We start from the raw sequence: 17488 nt of genomic DNA on the forward strand, positions 1-17488 counted from the left end.
TTGTTTTCATTGTAAAGGTCCCGCCGCCGCTTCTCTCTGCTTCGATTGCAAACAATTCTTGCTTTGTTGAGCCGCGGATTCAGACGCAGACCGGGCTGTTCCCGCCCCTGCTGTACAGAACCGGATTGAGAGGACTATCCGCGCGTTCTCCCGGTTTCAACCCCGGAAAGTACGTCTCCAGATGATTCCGCCGCGCCTCGTTATCCTCCGGGTCGGCTATAACCGCATCCTCCGCTATATACGTGATCGTCAGAACCTCCCGCATGGAGTCCGTCGGATTCGCCAGCGCGCTGTGAGGCGTCCAACCCGAATGAAACGTCGCATGCCCCGCCTTCATTCCCTTGTACCCGGTCTCCGGCAGCCCTCTGCGGACCGCATCCAGCAAAATATTGCCGGAGCTTTTCATCCGCTCGATCTCATGCGCGCCGGAAATGAACCGCAGCGAGCCCATTTCGTCCGGAATATCGGTCAGAGGCAGCCAGAGGGTAATGAGCTTATCGGGTTTAAAGCGGAGCATATACGAGCCGTCCTGATGCCAAGGCGTAGGTCCGCCTCCCGGCTCCTTGTAAAAAATCTGATCCAGGTACAGCCGCACCCCGTCCACTTCCAGCAGGTCGGCGGCCATCCGGGCGAATTTGCGGGCAAAGACGAATTGCTTCACCGCCTCGTCTCTCTGCCATAAATTAATCAGTTGAAGAAAAGCTTTGCCGAAATCGTCCCGCTCCGCCAGCGGCCGCTCTTCCTTCACGCAGGTCCGGACCAGCTCCCTCACCAGGGGACGCAGGGCTGCCACGTCTTCTTCCGAGGCAACCCGTCCGGCATAAACATGACCCTTGCTGCGGTATTCTTCTATTTGTCCGGGAGACAGTACGATCTCCTCGTGTAAATTTGCCGTAAAAAGAGAATTTTCCACCCGGTTTCCTCCTCTTAAAAAAGCCTGCGGTAAAGCAGAGGCGTCAGCGGCCCTTCGGCCGTCCGCCCCGCCCCGGTTCCGGCGAAGAGGCGCCTTAGGTGCGGGGCTCTGCCGGACTTGTCCTCGGGGTCCAGGATTCTCGCGCCGTCCGCAAAATACGTCACCGTCATCACCTCGCGGGTGAAAGCCCCGCCGTTCCCCGGAGCGCTGTGCAGCAGACGCCCCGCATGAAACGTGGCGTCGCCGGTCCTCAGCGGGCCGTAGTTCTCTTCGGGGAGTCCCGCTCTTTTCGCTTCCAGCAGAGGATTCTTAGATGCGCCTCCCGGAAGCAGATGCGAGCCGGACAAATAGGTCACCGGCCCGCCAGGCTCCGGCAGATCCACCAGAGGCATCCACATGGTGATAATCTGCGCGGGGTCCAGCTCCAGCATATAAGCCTCGGTCTGATGCCAAGGCGTTACGCTCGCCCCCGGCTCGATGAAGTTCGCCTGGTCGAGGTACAGCCTGACGCCCGTGACGCCCATCAGATCCGCCGCCAGTTTGGCGAACCGGCGCGCAAATACGAACTGTCGGACACGCGTGTCCTCCTCCCAGAGATTCATATACAGCTGCTTATGCGGCCGGACGCTCCGGTCTCCCGTGTAGCCCTCCACCGCCGTGATGATATGCGGCCGATAGGCGCTGATTTCATGGATGAAGGCCGCCTGCCTAATGCAGACGTGTCCCTTCGCCCGGAACTGTGCGATCAGGCCCTCCGGCAGTGAGTAGCTGTCGCTCAGGGGCGGCAAGTCATCGTGAACGGCTCCGTTCATTCCGTATCCTCCTCCGCTTGATGGACCAGCTGGACCACATCCCGGTAGGGCCGGTAAAACAGCAGCGGAAGCCGCCGTCCCTGCGCCTTGCCGCCCGGCTCCAGGCCCCGGAAAAGGCTCTGAAGCTGCGGGTTTCTGCCGGCACTGTCCGCGGGGTCCTTAATCCGGGCGTCTTCGGCAAACCAGGTAATAATGAGCATCTCCCTCGTTGTTTCCGTATCGTTGCCGTAAGCGCCGTGGAGCGTCCAGCCCGTATGGAAGGAAGCATCCCCCGCTTGCATCGGGCCGCACGGTTTCTCCGAGAGGCCCAGTCTCATGGCCGCGAGGAGAGGATTTTTGGCGCTCCGGAGCTTCTCGTGAAGATGCGAACCGGCAACGTAAGAGAGCGGCCCCCGCTCTCCCGGAATATCGGTGAGCGGCATCCACATCGAAAGGACGGAATCGGGGTCCAGTTCAAGCATGAACTGATTGGCCTGATGCAGAGGCATTGCGCCCGCCCCCGGCTTTTTGAAAAAGACTTGGTCGAAATACAGCCTGACTCCGTCCACACCGAGAAGATCCGCGGCAATCCGGGAAAATTTCCGGGCGAAAACAAACGCCTTCACGGCGGCATCCTTCTCCCAGACGTTCATCACCTGCAGCCTGAGCCTGTCGTCCAGCCGGGCGATCTCGCGCCGGCACGCTTCCCGGATCCGGCCGATATCTTCCTCCGAGGCCAACTGCTTCAGGAGCAGATGCCCGTCTCTGCGGAATCCGTCGATATCCTCCTGCGACACGCTCCATTCCTGCTCCAGCGCATCAAAACCGTGCGTGTTCTCCATCTTATCCCTTCCTTTCCGTCCGGCTGCCGGACTCTGCGAACCGGTCGAACACAAGCGGGGTCCAAGGGCTGACGGCTGTATCCCCGGGCTTCATGCCGGGAAAAATCCGTCTCAGGTGATACGCCCTCGCCTCGGTATCCGGTTCGACGATTTGCAGGTTATCCGCTACGTAAATAATCGTAGCGACTTCCCTTACGATGGAGGTCCGGTTGGCCGCCGCATAATGCAGAGTCAAGCCCGAATGGAAGGTCGCGTCTCCGGCGGGCATCGCCCCGTAATGAACCTCGGCCAGTCCTTTCCGGTAAGCCTGCAGAAGCAGATTCGTATGCTTGTCCGCAGGCAGCTCGTGCGAGCCGGACATAAAGCGCATGGAGCCGAGCTCCTCCGGCAGATCGACGAGCGGCATCCACATGGTCATCGTCATGTCCGGGTCCATCTGCAGCATGTAGGGGCTGTCCTGGTGCCAGGGAATCGCTCCGCCTCCCGGTTCCAGAAAAATCGCCGAATCGTGGTACAGGCGCAGCCTGTCCACGCCCATCAAGTCGGCGGCGATTTGGGCAAAACGGCGGGCGAAGGTGAAGGTTCTCACCTTGGAACTTCGCTCCCACATGTTCATCACGGTCGGAAAGGCCCGTTCCACTCCGTAAAACTCCCGTTCGTCCGGCGGATAGGAATCGGCCGTGAACGAAGGGTAAACTTCCGTCACCGCCTGACGGTAAGCTTTTACTTCCTCGGCCGAGCAGACTTTTTCCAGGTATGCATGCCCGTCCCTGCGGTAACGGCTAATCTGCTCGCCGGTAAGGCTGTACTCTCTGTCCAGCCCGGCTGTCGCACTGCGGTCTTCCCCGGTCATTCCCTTCACGCTCCTTTCGTTTCATTGGGCTCCCGCTGCCCCGTCTTCTCCGCTCTCCGCCGCAGTCTTCATGCCGTTCTCCGTGCCGGTCCAGATCGCTCCGGATGCCGAGCGGCTTTTCGCAATAAGCTCGCGCCTCTGTTTAATTTCCTCCAAGGAGAGGCTCTCCTTATTCAAGCCGGTAAACTGCTCTTCGACAGACAGCAGAACTGTCGTTTCGTGCCGCTTGCCGCTGCGGCTGAACGTTACCGATACGGGCCCCTTTTTACCCGAAAAAGACGAAATGACTCGGACGAAATCGCCGTAGACGGCCGTTTTCCGTCCCCCGATGCCGAGAATGACATCGCGTGCCCGGAGCCCCGCTTTCTGAGCGGGACTGTTCGGATATACTTCCAGCAAATAATTTCCGCCCCCCACGGAAACTCCCGTCTCCCGGCTCTGTTCCGCGTTTACCGTGCAGTTGGTTACGCCGAGCCTGGGATAACTGAATAATTCCGTCCGCAGATCGAGGCCCAATTCGAGCACCGACTTCAAATTCATCAGAGAGCGCCGCCAGCCCATTTCCAGGCACTCGCGCAGCCACTGCCCGTACGTGTCTTCGGCGAATCCCTGCACCTGCAAACTTAATTTGACAAACCCGTCCGATTCCTCCAGGGTAAAGGCCGTGTTTACGTAGAAGATTTCCGCTTTGCCGTCGGGTGCCAGGGATTGATAAGCGTCCGAGAGGACGAAACGGCGGTTAGGCACGCTTTCCACAACGACAGACTGATTCTCGATGTCGCCGTAATTGAGCGTGTAGACATCCCCCGCCTTCGGCAGGGAGGGATCGCCTGTCGTAGAGGAAGAGTAAGTGAGATACGTATTCGTTCCTTCCGTCGTGGCGATCGACCACCAGACTTGCTCCGGGGCGGCTTCGAGATAAGTGACATTGCGTGTACGATCCGTTGGACATTCAATCATGATTTTGACCTCCAGATAAAAATGAAATGACGGCTTCCGCCTGCAGGCCGATTTTCTTGACCAGACTCGGGAAAGTCGCCAGCATCTTCAGGGCGCCGGCCGACGTTTCCGTAAAGGGGTCGCCGGCCGTTTCCAGCGTGGCCAGCAAATGCCGGTACTGCGGGTAAATCCGGTTGTTGCGCTGCTCTTCGTAGCTCCGCATCGCTTCTTCCCATTCCTTCGCGCCCGTGAAAAAAGCATGCAGCTCGTCCGCCAGGACTTCGGCCGTACATACGGCGTTGTCGATTCCGACGCCGGCCACCGGGTGCAAAAAGGCTCCGGCATCCCCCGCCAGCGCCCATCCGCAGCCGTAAGCTTTACGGATAAAGCTTTTACCGGGGGGAATTCCCCGGACGGCTCCTTCCAATCCGCTCTCCGCCAGTCTCGGCGCCAGCGTGCGGATTTCCAGCAGCCTTTCCATGAATTCCCTCCGTCCGAGGCGGACCATCCGCTCCTGCTCCTCGGGGGAGTACATGATGGCTGCGCAGTGCATCAGCCCGTCGATCGGATTGCACAGGACGACGGACGAACCTTTCCAGTACCATTCGACCGCCGGGACGGGCAGCCGGTGCACACCGGACAAATACGCGTAAGCAACCCCGTGAAGCGGCCGCTCCGTCTCGGTCTCCAGAGGGGCCCGCACCCCTTTGGCCACCGCCGAATACCGGCCGTCCGCACCGATCACGGCTTTTCCGGCGAAACGCTGAAGCTGCCCGTCCTTCCTCCGGCATTCGATGCCTGCGGCTCGTCCGTTCTCCAGTAAAATCTTCGTCACTCTGGTGTTAAGCCGCACTTCAACGTTCCGATGACGGGCCGCGCTTTGCAGAAGCAGAGGGTCCAGCAGTTCTCTGCGGAGTCCCAGGGCCCTTTTCGTCACCGTAATATCCGATTCGAAAACAGTCCCTTCCAAATCCACCCGCATCCGCGTCAAAAAAGGCGCTCCGGCGGACTCCATTTTCCCGAGAATGCCGAGCCTCTCGTACACGTCGCTCTCGCCCAGGATGTGGGTTGACGTCGTCGCGTTCGGGTATGGAAATTGATCGACCAGCAGAACCGAGTGTCCGCGCCGCCCCAGAAAGGAAGCCAGCGAAGCTCCGGCGCATCTCGCGCCCACGATAATCACGTCGTACATCGAATTCTCCTTCTCGTACGGCAATTTTCAAGTAAGAAAGAGGGGCCCGTGTGGATGACCCCTCCTTGACCGTTCGATTAGTTAGATTGCAGGCATCCGTATACGGTTCCCACTTGATTGTCTTCGCTGTCAAACAGCGGAGTGACGCTGTCCGAATAGAATGTGGCGTTTTTCGGAGGCAGGCCTTTCAAGGTCCCTTTCATGTGAATAGCCTGCTTGTTGTGGAATTCGCCTTCCGGAGTCTCAATCACCCAGTACAGCCAGGACTCGCCTTGAACGCCGTCCGCCATTTTTTTGTTGAACGGGATTGTGGCTTGGGCCTTCATGGCCGCGCCTTGACCGTGCAGACCACCGCGGACGCGGATCGTTTGTCCAGGCCAGATCACGCTCGAAGTCGCGACAAGATCGACGTTCTTGATGCCCAGTTCCACATTGATGCCGGATTTCAGGCTGAATTCGGAATCGTTAACGGTGAACTCGGTCGGCGCTACTTGAGTGAATTGAAGCTCTTCGGAACGTCCGTCCAGCAGCTCCAGATAAGTTTTGCTGTTGGAGTTTTCCAGTGTCATGGTCACTTGCTTGGCATTCTTTTTGGACGATACGGTTTTCATGGTATGGCCTCCTTGAGTGGCTGTTTTTTGTTTCCCCGGGGTACTTTTACTATCTCATATCCCCCAGCCGGTTACTCTGCTTTTGACCATGACCTCTTCGTCTTCTGTTGGCGTACGTACCGTCCGGTTCACCCTTTGCTGTCCAGGCATTTCCGAATCAGGTTCCGGATTGTTTCCACACTGGTAAAATTCTCAAGAAGAATCTCCTCGTCCTCGATCACGATGTTAAAAGCTTCCTCCAGCAAAACCACAAGCCGGATAAAACTCATGGAGTCGATTCCCGTTTCGAGAAGCTTGGTGGTCGGCTCAATCTCGATCTGTTGGGGCAAAATCTGTTTGACATGTTCAATAATCACAGCTTCCATGGCTGTTTGGTCCATGCTTACACCTCGACGATTCAGATTTTCATTTCAAATGCGACAGCGTGAGGAACTCCATCAGCATGGCGGAAGCCCGTTTTTCAAGCTCGTACAGGGTCTGGAAATTATCCGCAAGCTGATGCAGGTACGCGGATGCTTTCGTCCGCTGATATTTGATGCTCGTCCACTTGACCCGGTCCATCTCCGTTTTGGCTTTGATATACAAATTTTTCAGCAGGTCGAGCTGACTGGAATCCGTCCCGGTCTGCAAATAAACAATTCTTTGCAGCATCAAGCTTTTGTGGAGAATCATTTTATGAACGATAATGTTCCAGTAAATGAATTCCTTGGCCTGAAGAGGTCTTCCCTCCGCAAGCTGCCGGAAATAGACGGACAGAACCTCGTTGACGTAATGGCCCATCGCAAACGTCTCATCCGGCGAGCCGTTCCCCCGGACCCTGCCCCTTTCCAGGGCAAAATACATGTTCCGGGTATCGGGACGGGACGCCAGCCCGTCTTTGAGCCGGATAACCGATGCGGGAAACCCGTAGAAAGCAAACCAGCGCTGGGCATGCAAATCTTCATCGGCCAGTCTGGTCATCTCCCGGCCGAACAGGCCGTAAGGGACCTCCGAGCTTCCGTATCCTTTGCCGTTCACGTCGAAAGCGAGAAAGTGAAAAACCCCGCGTTCATCGTCGAAGCCGTACACGAGCGCTTCGTGAAACATATCCTGTTTGTTGTAATAACGGGAGCAGGGGATGTTTCTCCAGTTAAAATACACGATCATATAGCGGCCTTCGCCCAGGTTCTTCCGTACCGTCTCCACCCAATCCTCACAGCGGACAAGAGGCGTTTCCTCGAGAACTTCCGAATAGACGTCGAGATGTTCTTCAAAGCGGATGACCGGAAACAGATCGGCCCCCGTCGATTTGAGGGTCAGATTCATAAAATGGCTGTGGTACCAAGGCAGCGTCCGGGCATGCGCAAGCAGAAGACTCAACCGGATGTTGTGGTAGCATTCGGTCTCGAAACCCGGCGATTCCACGACAGGAAGCAGGTGTCTCGTCCCCATCTTACAGATGCTCCCTGATGAGCTGCGGCCAGCTTCCGGCCTCGTACCCGTGCGTTTCGGCCAAGGCCTGCACCCAGCGGTCCACTCCGAAGGCCGTGCAGCCCGAATGAAGGGGAACGCCCTTGCCGGTCTCACCAGTCTCGCCGGCCTCCCCCGCTTCACCGGAGTCTCCGCATTCCGCTGCTTCTCCGGTTATGCCGAATGCTTTGCACAACACGTCGCCGCATACGTTGAAAGACGTGACCGCATAATCGCTCGCGCTCTCTCCGCCGGGTGCGAACCGCAGCTCGAATTTGGACTCCGCAGCGAGCTGGAACAGCCGGCGGTCCGTGTCTTCCGGCAGGAAGAAGGGGTCCGACGCCGTCTCCACGTACCCCTCCAGCCCCAATTGCCCGAAGAGGCGCCACGTGTCCTCCAGCAGCTTCAGCCGCATATCCCTTACCTCCTGCGCCCCGCCGATGTACACGATCTCGAACATCCCGAACTCGCGCAGCCGGGATTCGTCTATCCGGCTGGCGTGCTCGTGCCTGAAGCACGGTCCGTAAGCGGAGTAGAGCGCGAGCTGCGGGCCGGACGAAACCGCCTCCGCAGCCCCGGAGCCGTTCCCGCTCCCGTTCCCCGCAGGGCTGCCGCTTCTTGTCCCGCTCCGTTCCTCGTACACGTGGTAGCAGACGCAGGGCTGCAGATACATGCCGCTCGGCTGCAGCAGCTCGTGCAGCGGCGCGTTGTCCTCGAGCCGGGTACGGATCTCCTGCATCGTGTCGAATTGATGCCGGAATTCCCCTACGGCGTAAACATTTTGCGGGAAATTCCGGATATACCCGCTCTTCTGCAGAACGGATTCCGGCATCATCGCCGGGTATCTGCGGAGCGCCGCCCCGTACGCATGCGCGCGGCTTCGCAGAAGCCTCACAAGCGCCTGCTCCAGCAGCACATGAGCCTCCTTGGCGCTTTCACTGGGTTCGGTCCGTTCGGTCCCTCCGCTGCCTTCACCGCGTTCGCTGTCCGGCTCCCGTGACGATGACGCTCCGGTTTGCGCTTGGGCGCGTCCGGCCGCCTTCCCATCCCTGCGGTTATCCTTCACCTTCCGGTACGGAAGCTTCCGGCGCCCGGCCAGGGACGCGCATAAGGCATCCAGACGGCGGACGACCTCTTCTTCGTCCGATCCCCCATACTCAATCGTCAAAGCCGCCTCATCCCGGCGGACGATCGTAATGCGATCGGACAGATAATAGATTTTTTCCATGAGCTGAATCAGATCTCCGGCCTGCCCCACCTTATCGAGCGGTACTCGAATGAGCATCCTGTCACCCGCTTTCTCCACGCCTCTTTCTACCTCCACCCGGCAAAATAATCCGCTTTCTGAATCGAAAACACCGAGTCCTGACCTTCGGTAATTTTCGTATCCGTATTGAGCCTTCTGCGCACTCTGGCGCCCGTTTTGTCCATCAGATTGTTAAAATTAAGCGCAAGCTTCTCCACGCTCACCCCGGTAAAATGAATGAGCAGCGACCTGCGGAAGCGGTGTCTGGACAAGTTGTCCGAAGAGCCGTGGACAATATTCCCGTTGAAAAAAATAACATCGCCCGGATTCGTGGCAACCTTCACCGTCTCCGCCGTTTCGTAATCCTTCAGCCACTGGCCTTCGTCGGAAAAATACCGGCGGACGTCGGAAGTGTCGCCTTCGGGTACCTGCAGGTCCAAGGAGTGGGTACCGGGCACGAAAGTCATGCCCCCGTTGCCCTCGTCCGAACTGTCCAGCGATATCCATGCGGCATAAGTCGTTCCCGGCAACACGCCGAAAGCGTAATTATCCTGATGCAGGGGAAGACCTCTCGTCGAAGGAGACTTGAAATAATAGCTGGTCGAAATAATAAGCGCCTCTTCGCCGATGAGCTGCTCCAGATAAGCGAACAGCTGCGGTTTGAGGGATAACCGCTTAATTTTTTCATTTTTCCGGTGGTAATCCCGGAGGCGGGGGTACAAACTTTCGAGCGGACGGTTCCCGTTCTGGATAATCTGCCCGGAAGCGGTGAGCTGCACCCAATGCAGATCAAACTGGCGGATTAACTCGCTGACTTCCTCCCGTGTGTACACGTCGTTCAGGACGAGATACCCCTCGCGGGCGAACGCGGCAAGCTTGTCGTCCGGAAGCTTCTCATTCATCGGTCACTCCCCCTTTCTGCCCAAGTTGGCGCCCGCATTCATCCGCTTGCGCACGCGCTGGCCTTCTTTGTCCATCAGATAATTAAAATTAAGCGTCGTTTTCTCGGCGCTCGTCCCGGCGAAATGACTGATAATCGAATGGCGGAAAAGAACCTCGCTCACATTGTCCGCCGAATCGTGGATCAAATTTCCGTGATAAATCACGACATCGCCCGGGTCTGTCCGAAGCTCGATAAGCTCGTGTTCCTCCGGAACCGCCAATGTCTGAACATAGCCGCCGAAGGTATCCTCCGCCGTTGTGTACACTTTCTCGGGAACCTGAAGGTCCTGCGTATGGGTCTTCCGCACAATCCGCATGCCGCCGTTGGACACATCCGCCGGATCTAGGCCCACCCATATCGCATAACAGGTTCCCGGAAGGACGCCGATTCCGTAGTTGTCCTGATGAAACGGCATGCCCGTCGAACCCGGAGGCTTGAAATAAAAGTTGGTCGATACCAGAAGCGCTTCCTCTCCGGCCAATTCTTCCAGGGCAGCTACCGCCTTCTCTTTAAAAACAAATTCGCGCACAAGAGCATGGTCTTTGTGCAAATCTTTCATGCGCGGAAAGAGACTCGTTAACGGCTTCTCCGGGTCCTGTACGATTTTCTTGTCGAGAATACAATCCAGCCAAGCCTTGTGGTACTCCTCCTTCAAAGCGTTCACTTCTTCCGGCGAATACACGCCTTTCAGCACCAGATAGCCTTCCTCGGCAAAAAATTGTTTCTCCTGCACGCTTAATGAATACGCCGTCATAAACAGCCTCCTTCGAATGATATAGAATGACTAGGCTTCAGGATCGCGAGCTTCCCGTTCTCCAGGCCTCGACCGGTGCAGCTCGACTTCCCGGATCAGCCGGCGGGCCTGCTTCCGATCGGTCAGGTCGTAGCGCTTGATGCCCCCTCTTTCGATTCGTTCCATATAAAATTTCAGGATCTCCGGGGGAATCCGGTGAGGATTGTGCAGCAGCATCGCAGCCTCTCTCTCTTCGGGACTCATCGGGCTGAATTCGATTCTTCGCGGAAAAGCGGCGGTCCCCGCCCGGTCCCGGTAGCTGTCGTGGTTGACCAACTGGACGCGCACGCCGTTGATATACGCCACTTCGATGCCCTTCACCAGGGCGAAATGCAGCGCTTCCCCGATATCCTGAATGATCGGCTCTCCTTTGCCGTTCAGGGAAGTGTTGCACAGAACGGGAACGCCCGTCGCTTCCTTAAAGGCCAGGAGCAGCCTGTACAGATTCCGGGTAGGCGGGGCGTCCTCCACCGTCTGTACCCTTGCCGTGCCGTCCAGATGAAGGACGGCCGGAATAAGCTCCCGCTTCTCCGCCTTTACGCGGAAAGTGTGGAGCATATAGGGCGACGGGCAGCCTTCCTCGAACCACTCCCCCACCTCGCCGGCAAGAATGACGGGCGCGACCGGGCGCCACCATTCTCTTTGCTTGACGGCATTCAGCGCATCCTTCGCCGCCGGCGACCTTGGGTCTCCGAGAAGAGAACGGGCGCCGAGCGCTCTGGGCCCCATTTCCGCCGGTCCGTCGAACCAAACGACAGGCGCATGGCACAGATCTTCGGCCGCCCGGCTTTCTTCGAGCGGTGTCACGTTCCCGATGCAGCCGGCGAAAGTTCCGGACCGGAGGACTTCCTCCAGCGGGCCCCCGGCTGCGCCATGGTAGGCATGGCCGAGACGGAACCGGATGCGCGCCGGGGACATTTTGCGGTAAAACGCGTACAGCCCCATGCCGAGCGACAGACCCGAATCGTTTACGCAGGGCGGCGCGATCATACCTTTAAACCCGTACTTGCGCATGAGGTGGCTGTTCGTCGGGCAATTGAGCGCGTACCCGCCGGCCAGAGCGAGATAGGTCTCCTCCGGCTTGACGCCGTATGTGTCGAGAATGGCTTCCACATTCCGCTCCATCAGGGCGATGGATGTCTCCTGCACCTGCTTCATCACGGCGGAAATCTTGTTCTCCCTCTCCGTGAAGCGGGGATCGAAGCCCGTACAATCGGGGTTTTCGCGCGTATCCTCCTCGCAAAGCCCATCCGCAGCTTCGATGAGAGGCCGTAAATAATCGTGCTCCCAGATATTGAAATTCCGGTCGTAGGCCTGCGGAAGCTCCAGAGGAACAGGATTTACGGCGCATTCGGAAGCATACGCAAGCGCCATCAGCGTGCCTTCTCTCAGGTTATAATACGTGCTGGACCAATCCCACAGCGGACCGGGGGACTGCACCGGAAACAGCTCCAGCTTCCCCCTGCGCACCAGGCAGCCGGCAAAAAACGGCTTACTTCCCGCTTCCCTGTCCACCACGTCGTCCGGGATACCGTCCACGGCAAGCCCGAGCACATTCCCCTCATAGAACAGCCTGCTGTCCGCCATTACGGCCGAGAACAGATGAGAAATGCTGTGGTAGGACAAGTCCGGGTAATCGTCCAGAGAGTGATAATCCGAACACGTAGCCAGGCCGGGCGTCCCCCATACCTCCGTCATGTCTTCCAGGGACAGGCCGAGCGGGCCTAGTAATTCGTTGACGACGCCTGCGGCATGCTCACGGCTGTAGAAAGACTGCCTGTGCTGCTTGTACCCCGTAAATCTCTCCAGCTCCCAATAACGGATAAGCCGGATATCATCTCCCTCCTTGCGGAACAGGGCCATATTGGGATCGTGCCGGATACAGGTCCCCGTCAAATAATCCAGGGAGCCGATATGAAAATAGGTGGAAAGATAGTAACCGTCCTGCATGCTTTCACCTCGCCACATGAACTTATTTCCATTCTAACAACGCCGTGGAACGGACAATCTGAACTTCTTGCTCGTTTATCGGACATTCTTTCCCGCTTCATTTTTAAGGCGTCAACCGGACAAGAAAACCTGAGGCCCGGAACGGACCGGATTCTATAATAGAAAAAAAGTAAACGCGCACAAGGAGGTATTCAGTTGGAATCCGAATCCGCAAGCAAAGTCCTGCCGGATTTATCGTCGGGCTACACGCTGACGCAGGAACAGATCCGTTATTTCAGAGACAACGGGCATATCTGTTTGAAACAGGTTCTCACCCCAGCGGAAATTACGGCCTACCGGCCCCGTATTCTGGAAGCCATCCGCGATTACATGACCAATACGATCCCCTCAGCGGGTCCGGACGATTCCGGCACGGTCAATTTGCGTCTCCGCCACCCGGATGTCGGGCGCTTCACCGCTTCCCGCCGGATTGCCAAGATCGCCGCCGACCTGATGGGCGTGGAAGGCGTCCGGATTTACCGGGACTCCGCCTTCTTCAAACAGCCCGGTGCGGCCGCAACGCCCATGCATCAGGACAACAACTACATGCTTCTCGACACGGACCACTCCATTACAGCCTGGATTCCTCTACGGGAGGTTACCGCTTCCATGGGCTCGCTTCACTTTATTTCGCGGTCCCATACGCTCGATAATCGCGGAAAAACCGCCAAGCAGAACCTGAAAACGGCGTACAGACTCGGGCTGGAGGAGATGACTTACGGCGGTATCGGACTGGGAGACGTGACCTTTCATGCGGGCTGGACGCTTCACAATGCCCCGCCCAACGAAACGAAGGATACCCGTGAAGCCATGACGATGATGTATTACGAGGACGGAGCCTCTATCGTCAATCCTTTCGAGACTGATCCCACGGGGCACCTTAACCAATACTTCGGGGGACAGAAGACGGGCGAGACGGCGGACACCCCTTTTAACCCGCTCGTATATAAAAAAGGCAGCTAAGGAGGGTCCCCGCAGTCAATCTGCGGTCCTTCTCGGCGGATGCCTTTAACCCGGATTCGGAACCTGAAAGAAGCTTCCCGACCCGCTGTGCGATGCGGGTCAGGAAGCTTCTTTGTTCCGGTTTCGGGACTTCCCCTTCGAGGCTGCCACGTAGGGAGAAGCTCCGAAGCAAACGCCCCTTGATGAAGGAGAACGGGCGTTTCAGACGAGACCCCTGGCCAGTTTTCCGTACAGCTCTTCAATCCCTTCTTTCAGCGAATGCGATGCTGTCCAGCCCAGCAACGCGCCGATCTTATCCGCATTGATCCGGTAAGACCTCGGATCGGCGGATCCCTCCCGTCGGATCTCGACGGGAATCGGCAGGACGGCCGCAACGAGCTCCGCCAGATCCCGGATGCGGATGTTCTGCCCGCCGGAGCCGATGTTGAATATCTCGGCGGACACCTTCTCCGCAGGAGCTTCCAGCAGACAGCAGACGGCCTCGACGGCATCCTTCAGATGGACGAACGGCCTCCACTGTCCGCCCCCGCCCTGGAGAGTGATCGTGCCGGTCTGCCACGCCGCCCGGACCATCGCGTTAACGGCGAGATCGAATCTCATTCTTGGAGAATATCCGTAAAGGATGGCCGGACGCGCCACCGTGACGTCAAACCCTTCCCTGCCGAGAAGAAGAATATCCCGCTCCGACCGGGAGGCGGCTCTGGCGTAAGTCGTCAGCGGGTTCGGTACCGCTTTCTCATCCGCTCCGCCCGGATCGTCCCGGAATCCGTACACGCCGCAGGTGGACATCAAAATATACCGCCCCGCTCCCGCTTCCCTGGATCTCTTCGCAGTCCGGTAGCGCGCAAACTGATTGATGTCCAGCGTCTCGTGCGGAGTGATTTCCCCCCGGCGGTCATGGGAAATGGCGGCCAGATCGATAACGGCGTCTATGCCTTCAAGCCCTTCGCCGCTCCATGTTCTCGTATCCGCATAAATCCGGCTTACGCCCGAGTGAACAAAATGCCTGTCCTGGCCCCGGGTATACTTGTCCAGAGCCCGGACTTCATACCCCCGCCTGGCCAGTTCGGGCACAAGGCTGCATCCGATGTACCCGCCCGCTCCGGTAACAAGGACTTTGCGTACGGCTTCCCTCATAGCGGGTCCCCGCAGATGCGTTCGGCCGCTTCCCGGCTCATGCCCTGACCGGTCAGCTTTTGTAAAGCTGCTTCCTTCACATGTGCGGAAGATATGCCCAGCCGTTTGATATCCCGTTCCAGCATTCTGCGGTAAACGGAGTAAGCTTTGGGCAGACGCCCTTCGAATTGGTTGACTATGGTATAGTCCAGCAGCAGCACTCTTTCATAGATTTCATTGTACCGGGCCCGTTCATCCTTGCTTACCACCTCATAGCCGGGGTCCGCAAAAGAACGGTAATAAGAGACGGAACCGATATGCACGACTTCGTCCGACAAAGCAGTCTCGTCTTCATCCAGACATCGTACGCGATGAATGGGATATCCCCGTGAATGTGCTAGGAGCTGATACAGAACCAGAGTGTCCAGATGGCGGGTCACGACTCCGTCCTTCTTCATGATCTGGGCGGGAAATACCGGCGTTCCGGCGCCGTTTTCCGGGAGGATTCGGGCCAGTGTACGTTTATGCGCATCGTCCAGCACGTGGAACGTATCGTACCTTTTAAAAGAGGACGAGACCGGCGCCGCATCGAGAAGAAACGGCCGGGGCGACCACGGCAGATTCCCGCCGTCCAGTTCCCGGATAACATCCCGGTTAATGAACAAGAAGAACGTCCGAAGGACGCGAAAATCAAAATGCGCCAGGGGGACCGTTCTTTTTCCGTACTCATACGACCACACGCAGTTCATGGAGGCCGAGCGCGGTACGCGGGCCATTTCATCAAACAGCCGCTCGTTCAAAACGAAACAGTCGATATCCAGCCACCCGAAGTCCTCCCTGTTTACGGCCGTCAGATAATGCCAGACGATTCCCTCGTCCACCTTTTCCCCGAAACAAAAGAAAGGGCGCCGGATCTCTTGCCGGACCCAGATTTGCTCTTCTTCGGTAAGCCCCGCTCCGATTAGGACCACCGGAACCGTCCCCGGTACGAATTGAAGCGATTTGGCCGCCCAGTGAAGAAGTCCCGTCGTGAAGAACAAATAATACACGCCGTTCTTTTCGGGAATGCTTTCGTAAAAGCAGCGGAAATCTTGCAGCAGCTTGTCGTCCAGATGCTTCACGTCTGTACCTCCCCTTCTGTTTTTTTCCGTCGATACAGTTTGTTCCCCATCAGGAGAACATCCAGCTCGGCTTTCAGGAAGCAGCGGACGGCCTCCGCCGGAGTCTCCACCATCGGCTCTCCGTCCAGATTAAACGAAGTGTTAAGGAGCAGCGGGCAGCCGGTTATGCGCTTGTAGTTTTCCAAAAGAGCGGCCATCTCCGCATTTAATCCGGGAGAGATGGCATGCATTTGCGCCGTCCCCTCCGCCGTCAGGCTTGCCGGGTTTGCCGGGGTTACCGGGATTGCCGGGGTTGCCGGGTCTGTCTGGTATGCCGGGTCTGTCCGGTATGCCTGGCCTGCCCCGACACACTTCGCATCCTCGAGCCTGCCGGACACGTACGCCCCGGCTGCATGAGCCTGAAACCGGCGTTCTCCCTGCAGCGGAACCCCCTTACCGGCATCCTCTTCCAGCAGAATGTAATCGAAGGGGCGGAAAGCTTCCCGCTTTTTGGCCGAGTTTAGCCGCGAAATGTTTCCGGGAAACCCCGCATCCGCAAGGATGCTCCGGTTCCCCAGCGCCTTCGGCCCGAACTCCGCGCCTCCCCGGAAGACCGCGACCAGGTTTCCTTCCGAAAGCAGCCGTGCCGCTTGTCCGTTGACATCCTCGGCCTTCACTTCCTCCAGGAAATTCCCGGCCTTGCGCACGGCTTCTTCCATGGCTTCCACCGGATACGGTTTCCCCAGGTATGGAGTGGCCGGGAGAAGCGCTCCTCTGTGGTGCCCGCCCAGCACATAATGTCCGTACAGCGCGCTCCCAACCGCGGCTCCGGCATCGCCTGCGGCAGGCGGCAAATACAGCCGCTTGAAGGGAGTTTCCCGCAGCAGCCTGTTTACGGCCGCATAATTCAGAAATACGCTGCCGGCCAGGCACAGGTTGTCCGAGCCCGTCCGCTTATGCAAATACCGGCAGGCATGGATCAGTATCCGCTCCAAGTGAACCTGCACGGCATAGGCCGCATCCGCCTTCGTCCGGAACAGCTCGCCGCCGCTTTCCGAGCGGCCGAGCTCCGCGCGGATAAGACTCCGGAGTTCGTTCATCTGCCCGAGAGTCTGGCTGAACCCCCCCTCGTCGTCCAGGGAATAGAAGGCGCGGAACGGCTCTACCAGCCGGTCGGTTCCATACGCGGAGACGGCCAGCGTCTTCTCGTCGTACATCGGCCCGAATCCGATCTCCTCCGTCACGGCCAAGTAGAAGAGGCCGGCGGAGTTGGACACGTTGCGGAAATCGTCACTCTCCCGGCCCGCAACTTTGCGGATTTCGCGGATTTCTCCGCCTCCGGCCGCATAGTAAGTAACGGTTTCCACGATCTTGTTCTCCCGGTCCAGGTAACTGCCCCGGCCATCGGCCACGAGTACCGCCGCTTCGGTGAAGGGTGACGGATAGAACGCACTCGCCGCATGAGCGAGATGATGGTTCATCAGCCGGATTCCCGGGACATACCTGGCGTAATACCGGCTTTCGATATTGTCCGCCCCGATGATAAGATCGACGTCTTTTTCGGTCACGCCCGCGTAATCCAGACAATACCGGGCCGCTTTGCAGCGAAAGGTCGAGGCATCGACGAAAGCCTGCTTGGAGCGGGACAACCTCTCTTCCTCGATCGCGCATACGATTTTTCCTTTATGCAGCAGACAAGCGGAAAAATCGTGGATAGAACCTCCCAATCCCAGTATGAGCATCGTTAT

At 58.0% G+C, this 17488-nt stretch carries 17 protein-coding genes; 1 reads left to right on the forward strand and 16 read right to left on the reverse strand.

What is annotated here, in order from left to right; translation table 11 throughout:
* Positions 1-79: 79 nt before the first annotated feature.
* The 13 genes from KVT34_RS15435 to KVT34_RS15495 form a co-directional block, all read right to left on the reverse strand.
* Positions 80-913, reverse strand: coding sequence for a phytanoyl-CoA dioxygenase family protein (locus KVT34_RS15435; RefSeq protein WP_309244095.1), 834 nt, complete (start codon positions 911-913; stop codon positions 80-82).
* Between the two features lie 14 nt (positions 914-927).
* Complete coding sequence (locus KVT34_RS15440; protein ID WP_217559667.1) at positions 928-1725, reverse strand: phytanoyl-CoA dioxygenase family protein; 798 nt, start codon at positions 1723-1725, stop codon at positions 928-930.
* Positions 1722-2546 (reverse strand): phytanoyl-CoA dioxygenase family protein, encoded by an 825-nt coding sequence (locus KVT34_RS15445; RefSeq protein ID WP_217559668.1) that lies wholly within the window; start codon positions 2544-2546, stop codon positions 1722-1724. Before KVT34_RS15445 ends, KVT34_RS15440 begins: the two co-directional genes overlap by 4 nt.
* Before the next feature lies 1 nt (position 2547).
* Positions 2548-3399 (reverse strand): phytanoyl-CoA dioxygenase family protein, encoded by an 852-nt coding sequence (locus KVT34_RS15450; RefSeq protein WP_217559669.1) that lies wholly within the window; start codon positions 3397-3399, stop codon positions 2548-2550.
* Between the two features lie 21 nt (positions 3400-3420).
* Positions 3421-4359, reverse strand: a complete 939-nt coding sequence (locus tag KVT34_RS15455) for a PDZ domain-containing protein (protein ID WP_217559670.1) — start codon at positions 4357-4359, stop codon at positions 3421-3423.
* The gene (locus KVT34_RS15460) at positions 4352-5530 is read right to left on the reverse strand and encodes an NAD(P)/FAD-dependent oxidoreductase (RefSeq protein WP_217559671.1); all 1179 of its coding nucleotides are present in this window, start codon (positions 5528-5530) and stop codon (positions 4352-4354) included. The genes KVT34_RS15455 and KVT34_RS15460 overlap by 8 nt, the downstream gene beginning before the upstream one ends.
* Before the next feature lie 77 nt (positions 5531-5607).
* Positions 5608-6141, reverse strand: a complete 534-nt coding sequence (locus KVT34_RS15465) for a hypothetical protein (protein WP_217559672.1) — start codon at positions 6139-6141, stop codon at positions 5608-5610.
* A gap of 128 nt (positions 6142-6269) precedes the next feature.
* On the reverse strand, positions 6270-6521 hold the full coding sequence (locus KVT34_RS15470) for an acyl carrier protein (protein ID WP_217559673.1): 252 nt from the start codon (positions 6519-6521) through the stop codon (positions 6270-6272).
* Between the two features lie 25 nt (positions 6522-6546).
* On the reverse strand, positions 6547-7572 hold the full coding sequence (locus tag KVT34_RS15475; RefSeq protein WP_217559674.1) for a hypothetical protein: 1026 nt from the start codon (positions 7570-7572) through the stop codon (positions 6547-6549).
* 1 nt (position 7573) lies between these two features.
* Complete coding sequence (locus KVT34_RS15480; RefSeq protein ID WP_309244096.1) at positions 7574-8896, reverse strand: class-II aminoacyl-tRNA synthetase family protein; 1323 nt, start codon at positions 8894-8896, stop codon at positions 7574-7576.
* 8 nt (positions 8897-8904) lie between these two features.
* Positions 8905-9738, reverse strand: a complete 834-nt coding sequence (locus KVT34_RS15485) for a phytanoyl-CoA dioxygenase family protein (RefSeq protein ID WP_217559675.1) — start codon at positions 9736-9738, stop codon at positions 8905-8907.
* A 3-nt stretch (positions 9739-9741) separates the two neighbouring features.
* Complete coding sequence (locus KVT34_RS15490) at positions 9742-10533, reverse strand: phytanoyl-CoA dioxygenase family protein (RefSeq protein ID WP_217559676.1); 792 nt, start codon at positions 10531-10533, stop codon at positions 9742-9744.
* Between the two features lie 30 nt (positions 10534-10563).
* Positions 10564-12540, reverse strand: coding sequence for a carbamoyltransferase C-terminal domain-containing protein (locus KVT34_RS15495; protein ID WP_254634878.1), 1977 nt, complete (start codon positions 12538-12540; stop codon positions 10564-10566).
* A gap of 177 nt (positions 12541-12717) precedes the next feature.
* On the opposite strand from KVT34_RS15495, the gene KVT34_RS15500 reads away from it, so the two are divergent.
* Positions 12718-13524 (forward strand): phytanoyl-CoA dioxygenase family protein, encoded by an 807-nt coding sequence (locus KVT34_RS15500; protein ID WP_217559677.1) that lies wholly within the window; start codon positions 12718-12720, stop codon positions 13522-13524.
* A gap of 201 nt (positions 13525-13725) precedes the next feature.
* Here the strand turns inward: KVT34_RS15500 and KVT34_RS15505 are convergent, their stop codons facing one another.
* Genes KVT34_RS15505 through KVT34_RS15515 form a run of 3 tightly spaced genes read right to left on the reverse strand, consistent with a single transcriptional unit; the run spans position 13726 to position 17482 of the window.
* A complete protein-coding gene (locus tag KVT34_RS15505; protein ID WP_217559678.1) occupies positions 13726-14661 on the reverse strand; it encodes an NAD-dependent epimerase/dehydratase family protein in 936 nt (311 codons plus the stop codon).
* The gene (locus KVT34_RS15510) at positions 14658-15761 is read right to left on the reverse strand and encodes a hypothetical protein (RefSeq protein ID WP_217559679.1); all 1104 of its coding nucleotides are present in this window, start codon (positions 15759-15761) and stop codon (positions 14658-14660) included. Before KVT34_RS15510 ends, KVT34_RS15505 begins: the two co-directional genes overlap by 4 nt.
* Positions 15758-17482, reverse strand: coding sequence for a carbamoyltransferase C-terminal domain-containing protein (locus KVT34_RS15515; RefSeq protein WP_217559681.1), 1725 nt, complete (start codon positions 17480-17482; stop codon positions 15758-15760). The genes KVT34_RS15510 and KVT34_RS15515 overlap by 4 nt, the downstream gene beginning before the upstream one ends.
* Positions 17483-17488: the final 6 nt, after the last annotated feature.

The organism is Paenibacillus sp. GbtcB18, assembly GCF_019091125.1.
In the GTDB taxonomy this organism is placed as follows: Bacteria; Bacillota; Bacilli; order Paenibacillales; family NBRC-103111; genus Paenibacillus_F; species Paenibacillus_F chitinolyticus.

What these genes read in the sequence shown, in the direction of transcription:
- KVT34_RS15440 (WP_217559667.1), bottom strand. Translation starts at nt 1,725, where the DNA reads ATGAACGGAGCCGTTCACGATGACTTGCCGCCCCTGAGCGACAGCTAC.
- KVT34_RS15445 (WP_217559668.1), bottom strand. Translation starts at nt 2,546, where the DNA reads ATGGAGAACACGCACGGTTTTGATGCGCTGGAGCAGGAATGGAGCGTG.
- KVT34_RS15450 (WP_217559669.1), bottom strand. Translation starts at nt 3,399, where the DNA reads ATGACCGGGGAAGACCGCAGTGCGACAGCCGGGCTGGACAGAGAGTAC.
- KVT34_RS15455 (WP_217559670.1), bottom strand. Translation starts at nt 4,359, where the DNA reads ATGATTGAATGTCCAACGGATCGTACACGCAATGTCACTTATCTCGAA.
- KVT34_RS15460 (WP_217559671.1), bottom strand. Translation starts at nt 5,530, where the DNA reads ATGTACGACGTGATTATCGTGGGCGCGAGATGCGCCGGAGCTTCGCTG.
- KVT34_RS15465 (WP_217559672.1), bottom strand. Translation starts at nt 6,141, where the DNA reads ATGAAAACCGTATCGTCCAAAAAGAATGCCAAGCAAGTGACCATGACA.
- KVT34_RS15470 (WP_217559673.1), bottom strand. Translation starts at nt 6,521, where the DNA reads ATGGACCAAACAGCCATGGAAGCTGTGATTATTGAACATGTCAAACAG.
- KVT34_RS15475 (WP_217559674.1), bottom strand. Translation starts at nt 7,572, where the DNA reads ATGGGGACGAGACACCTGCTTCCTGTCGTGGAATCGCCGGGTTTCGAG.
- KVT34_RS15485 (WP_217559675.1), bottom strand. Translation starts at nt 9,738, where the DNA reads ATGAATGAGAAGCTTCCGGACGACAAGCTTGCCGCGTTCGCCCGCGAG.
- KVT34_RS15490 (WP_217559676.1), bottom strand. Translation starts at nt 10,533, where the DNA reads ATGACGGCGTATTCATTAAGCGTGCAGGAGAAACAATTTTTTGCCGAG.
- KVT34_RS15495 (WP_254634878.1), bottom strand. Translation starts at nt 12,540, where the DNA reads ATGTGGCGAGGTGAAAGCATGCAGGACGGTTACTATCTTTCCACCTAT.
- KVT34_RS15505 (WP_217559678.1), bottom strand. Translation starts at nt 14,661, where the DNA reads ATGAGGGAAGCCGTACGCAAAGTCCTTGTTACCGGAGCGGGCGGGTAC.
- KVT34_RS15515 (WP_217559681.1), bottom strand. Translation starts at nt 17,482, where the DNA reads ATGCTCATACTGGGATTGGGAGGTTCTATCCACGATTTTTCCGCTTGT.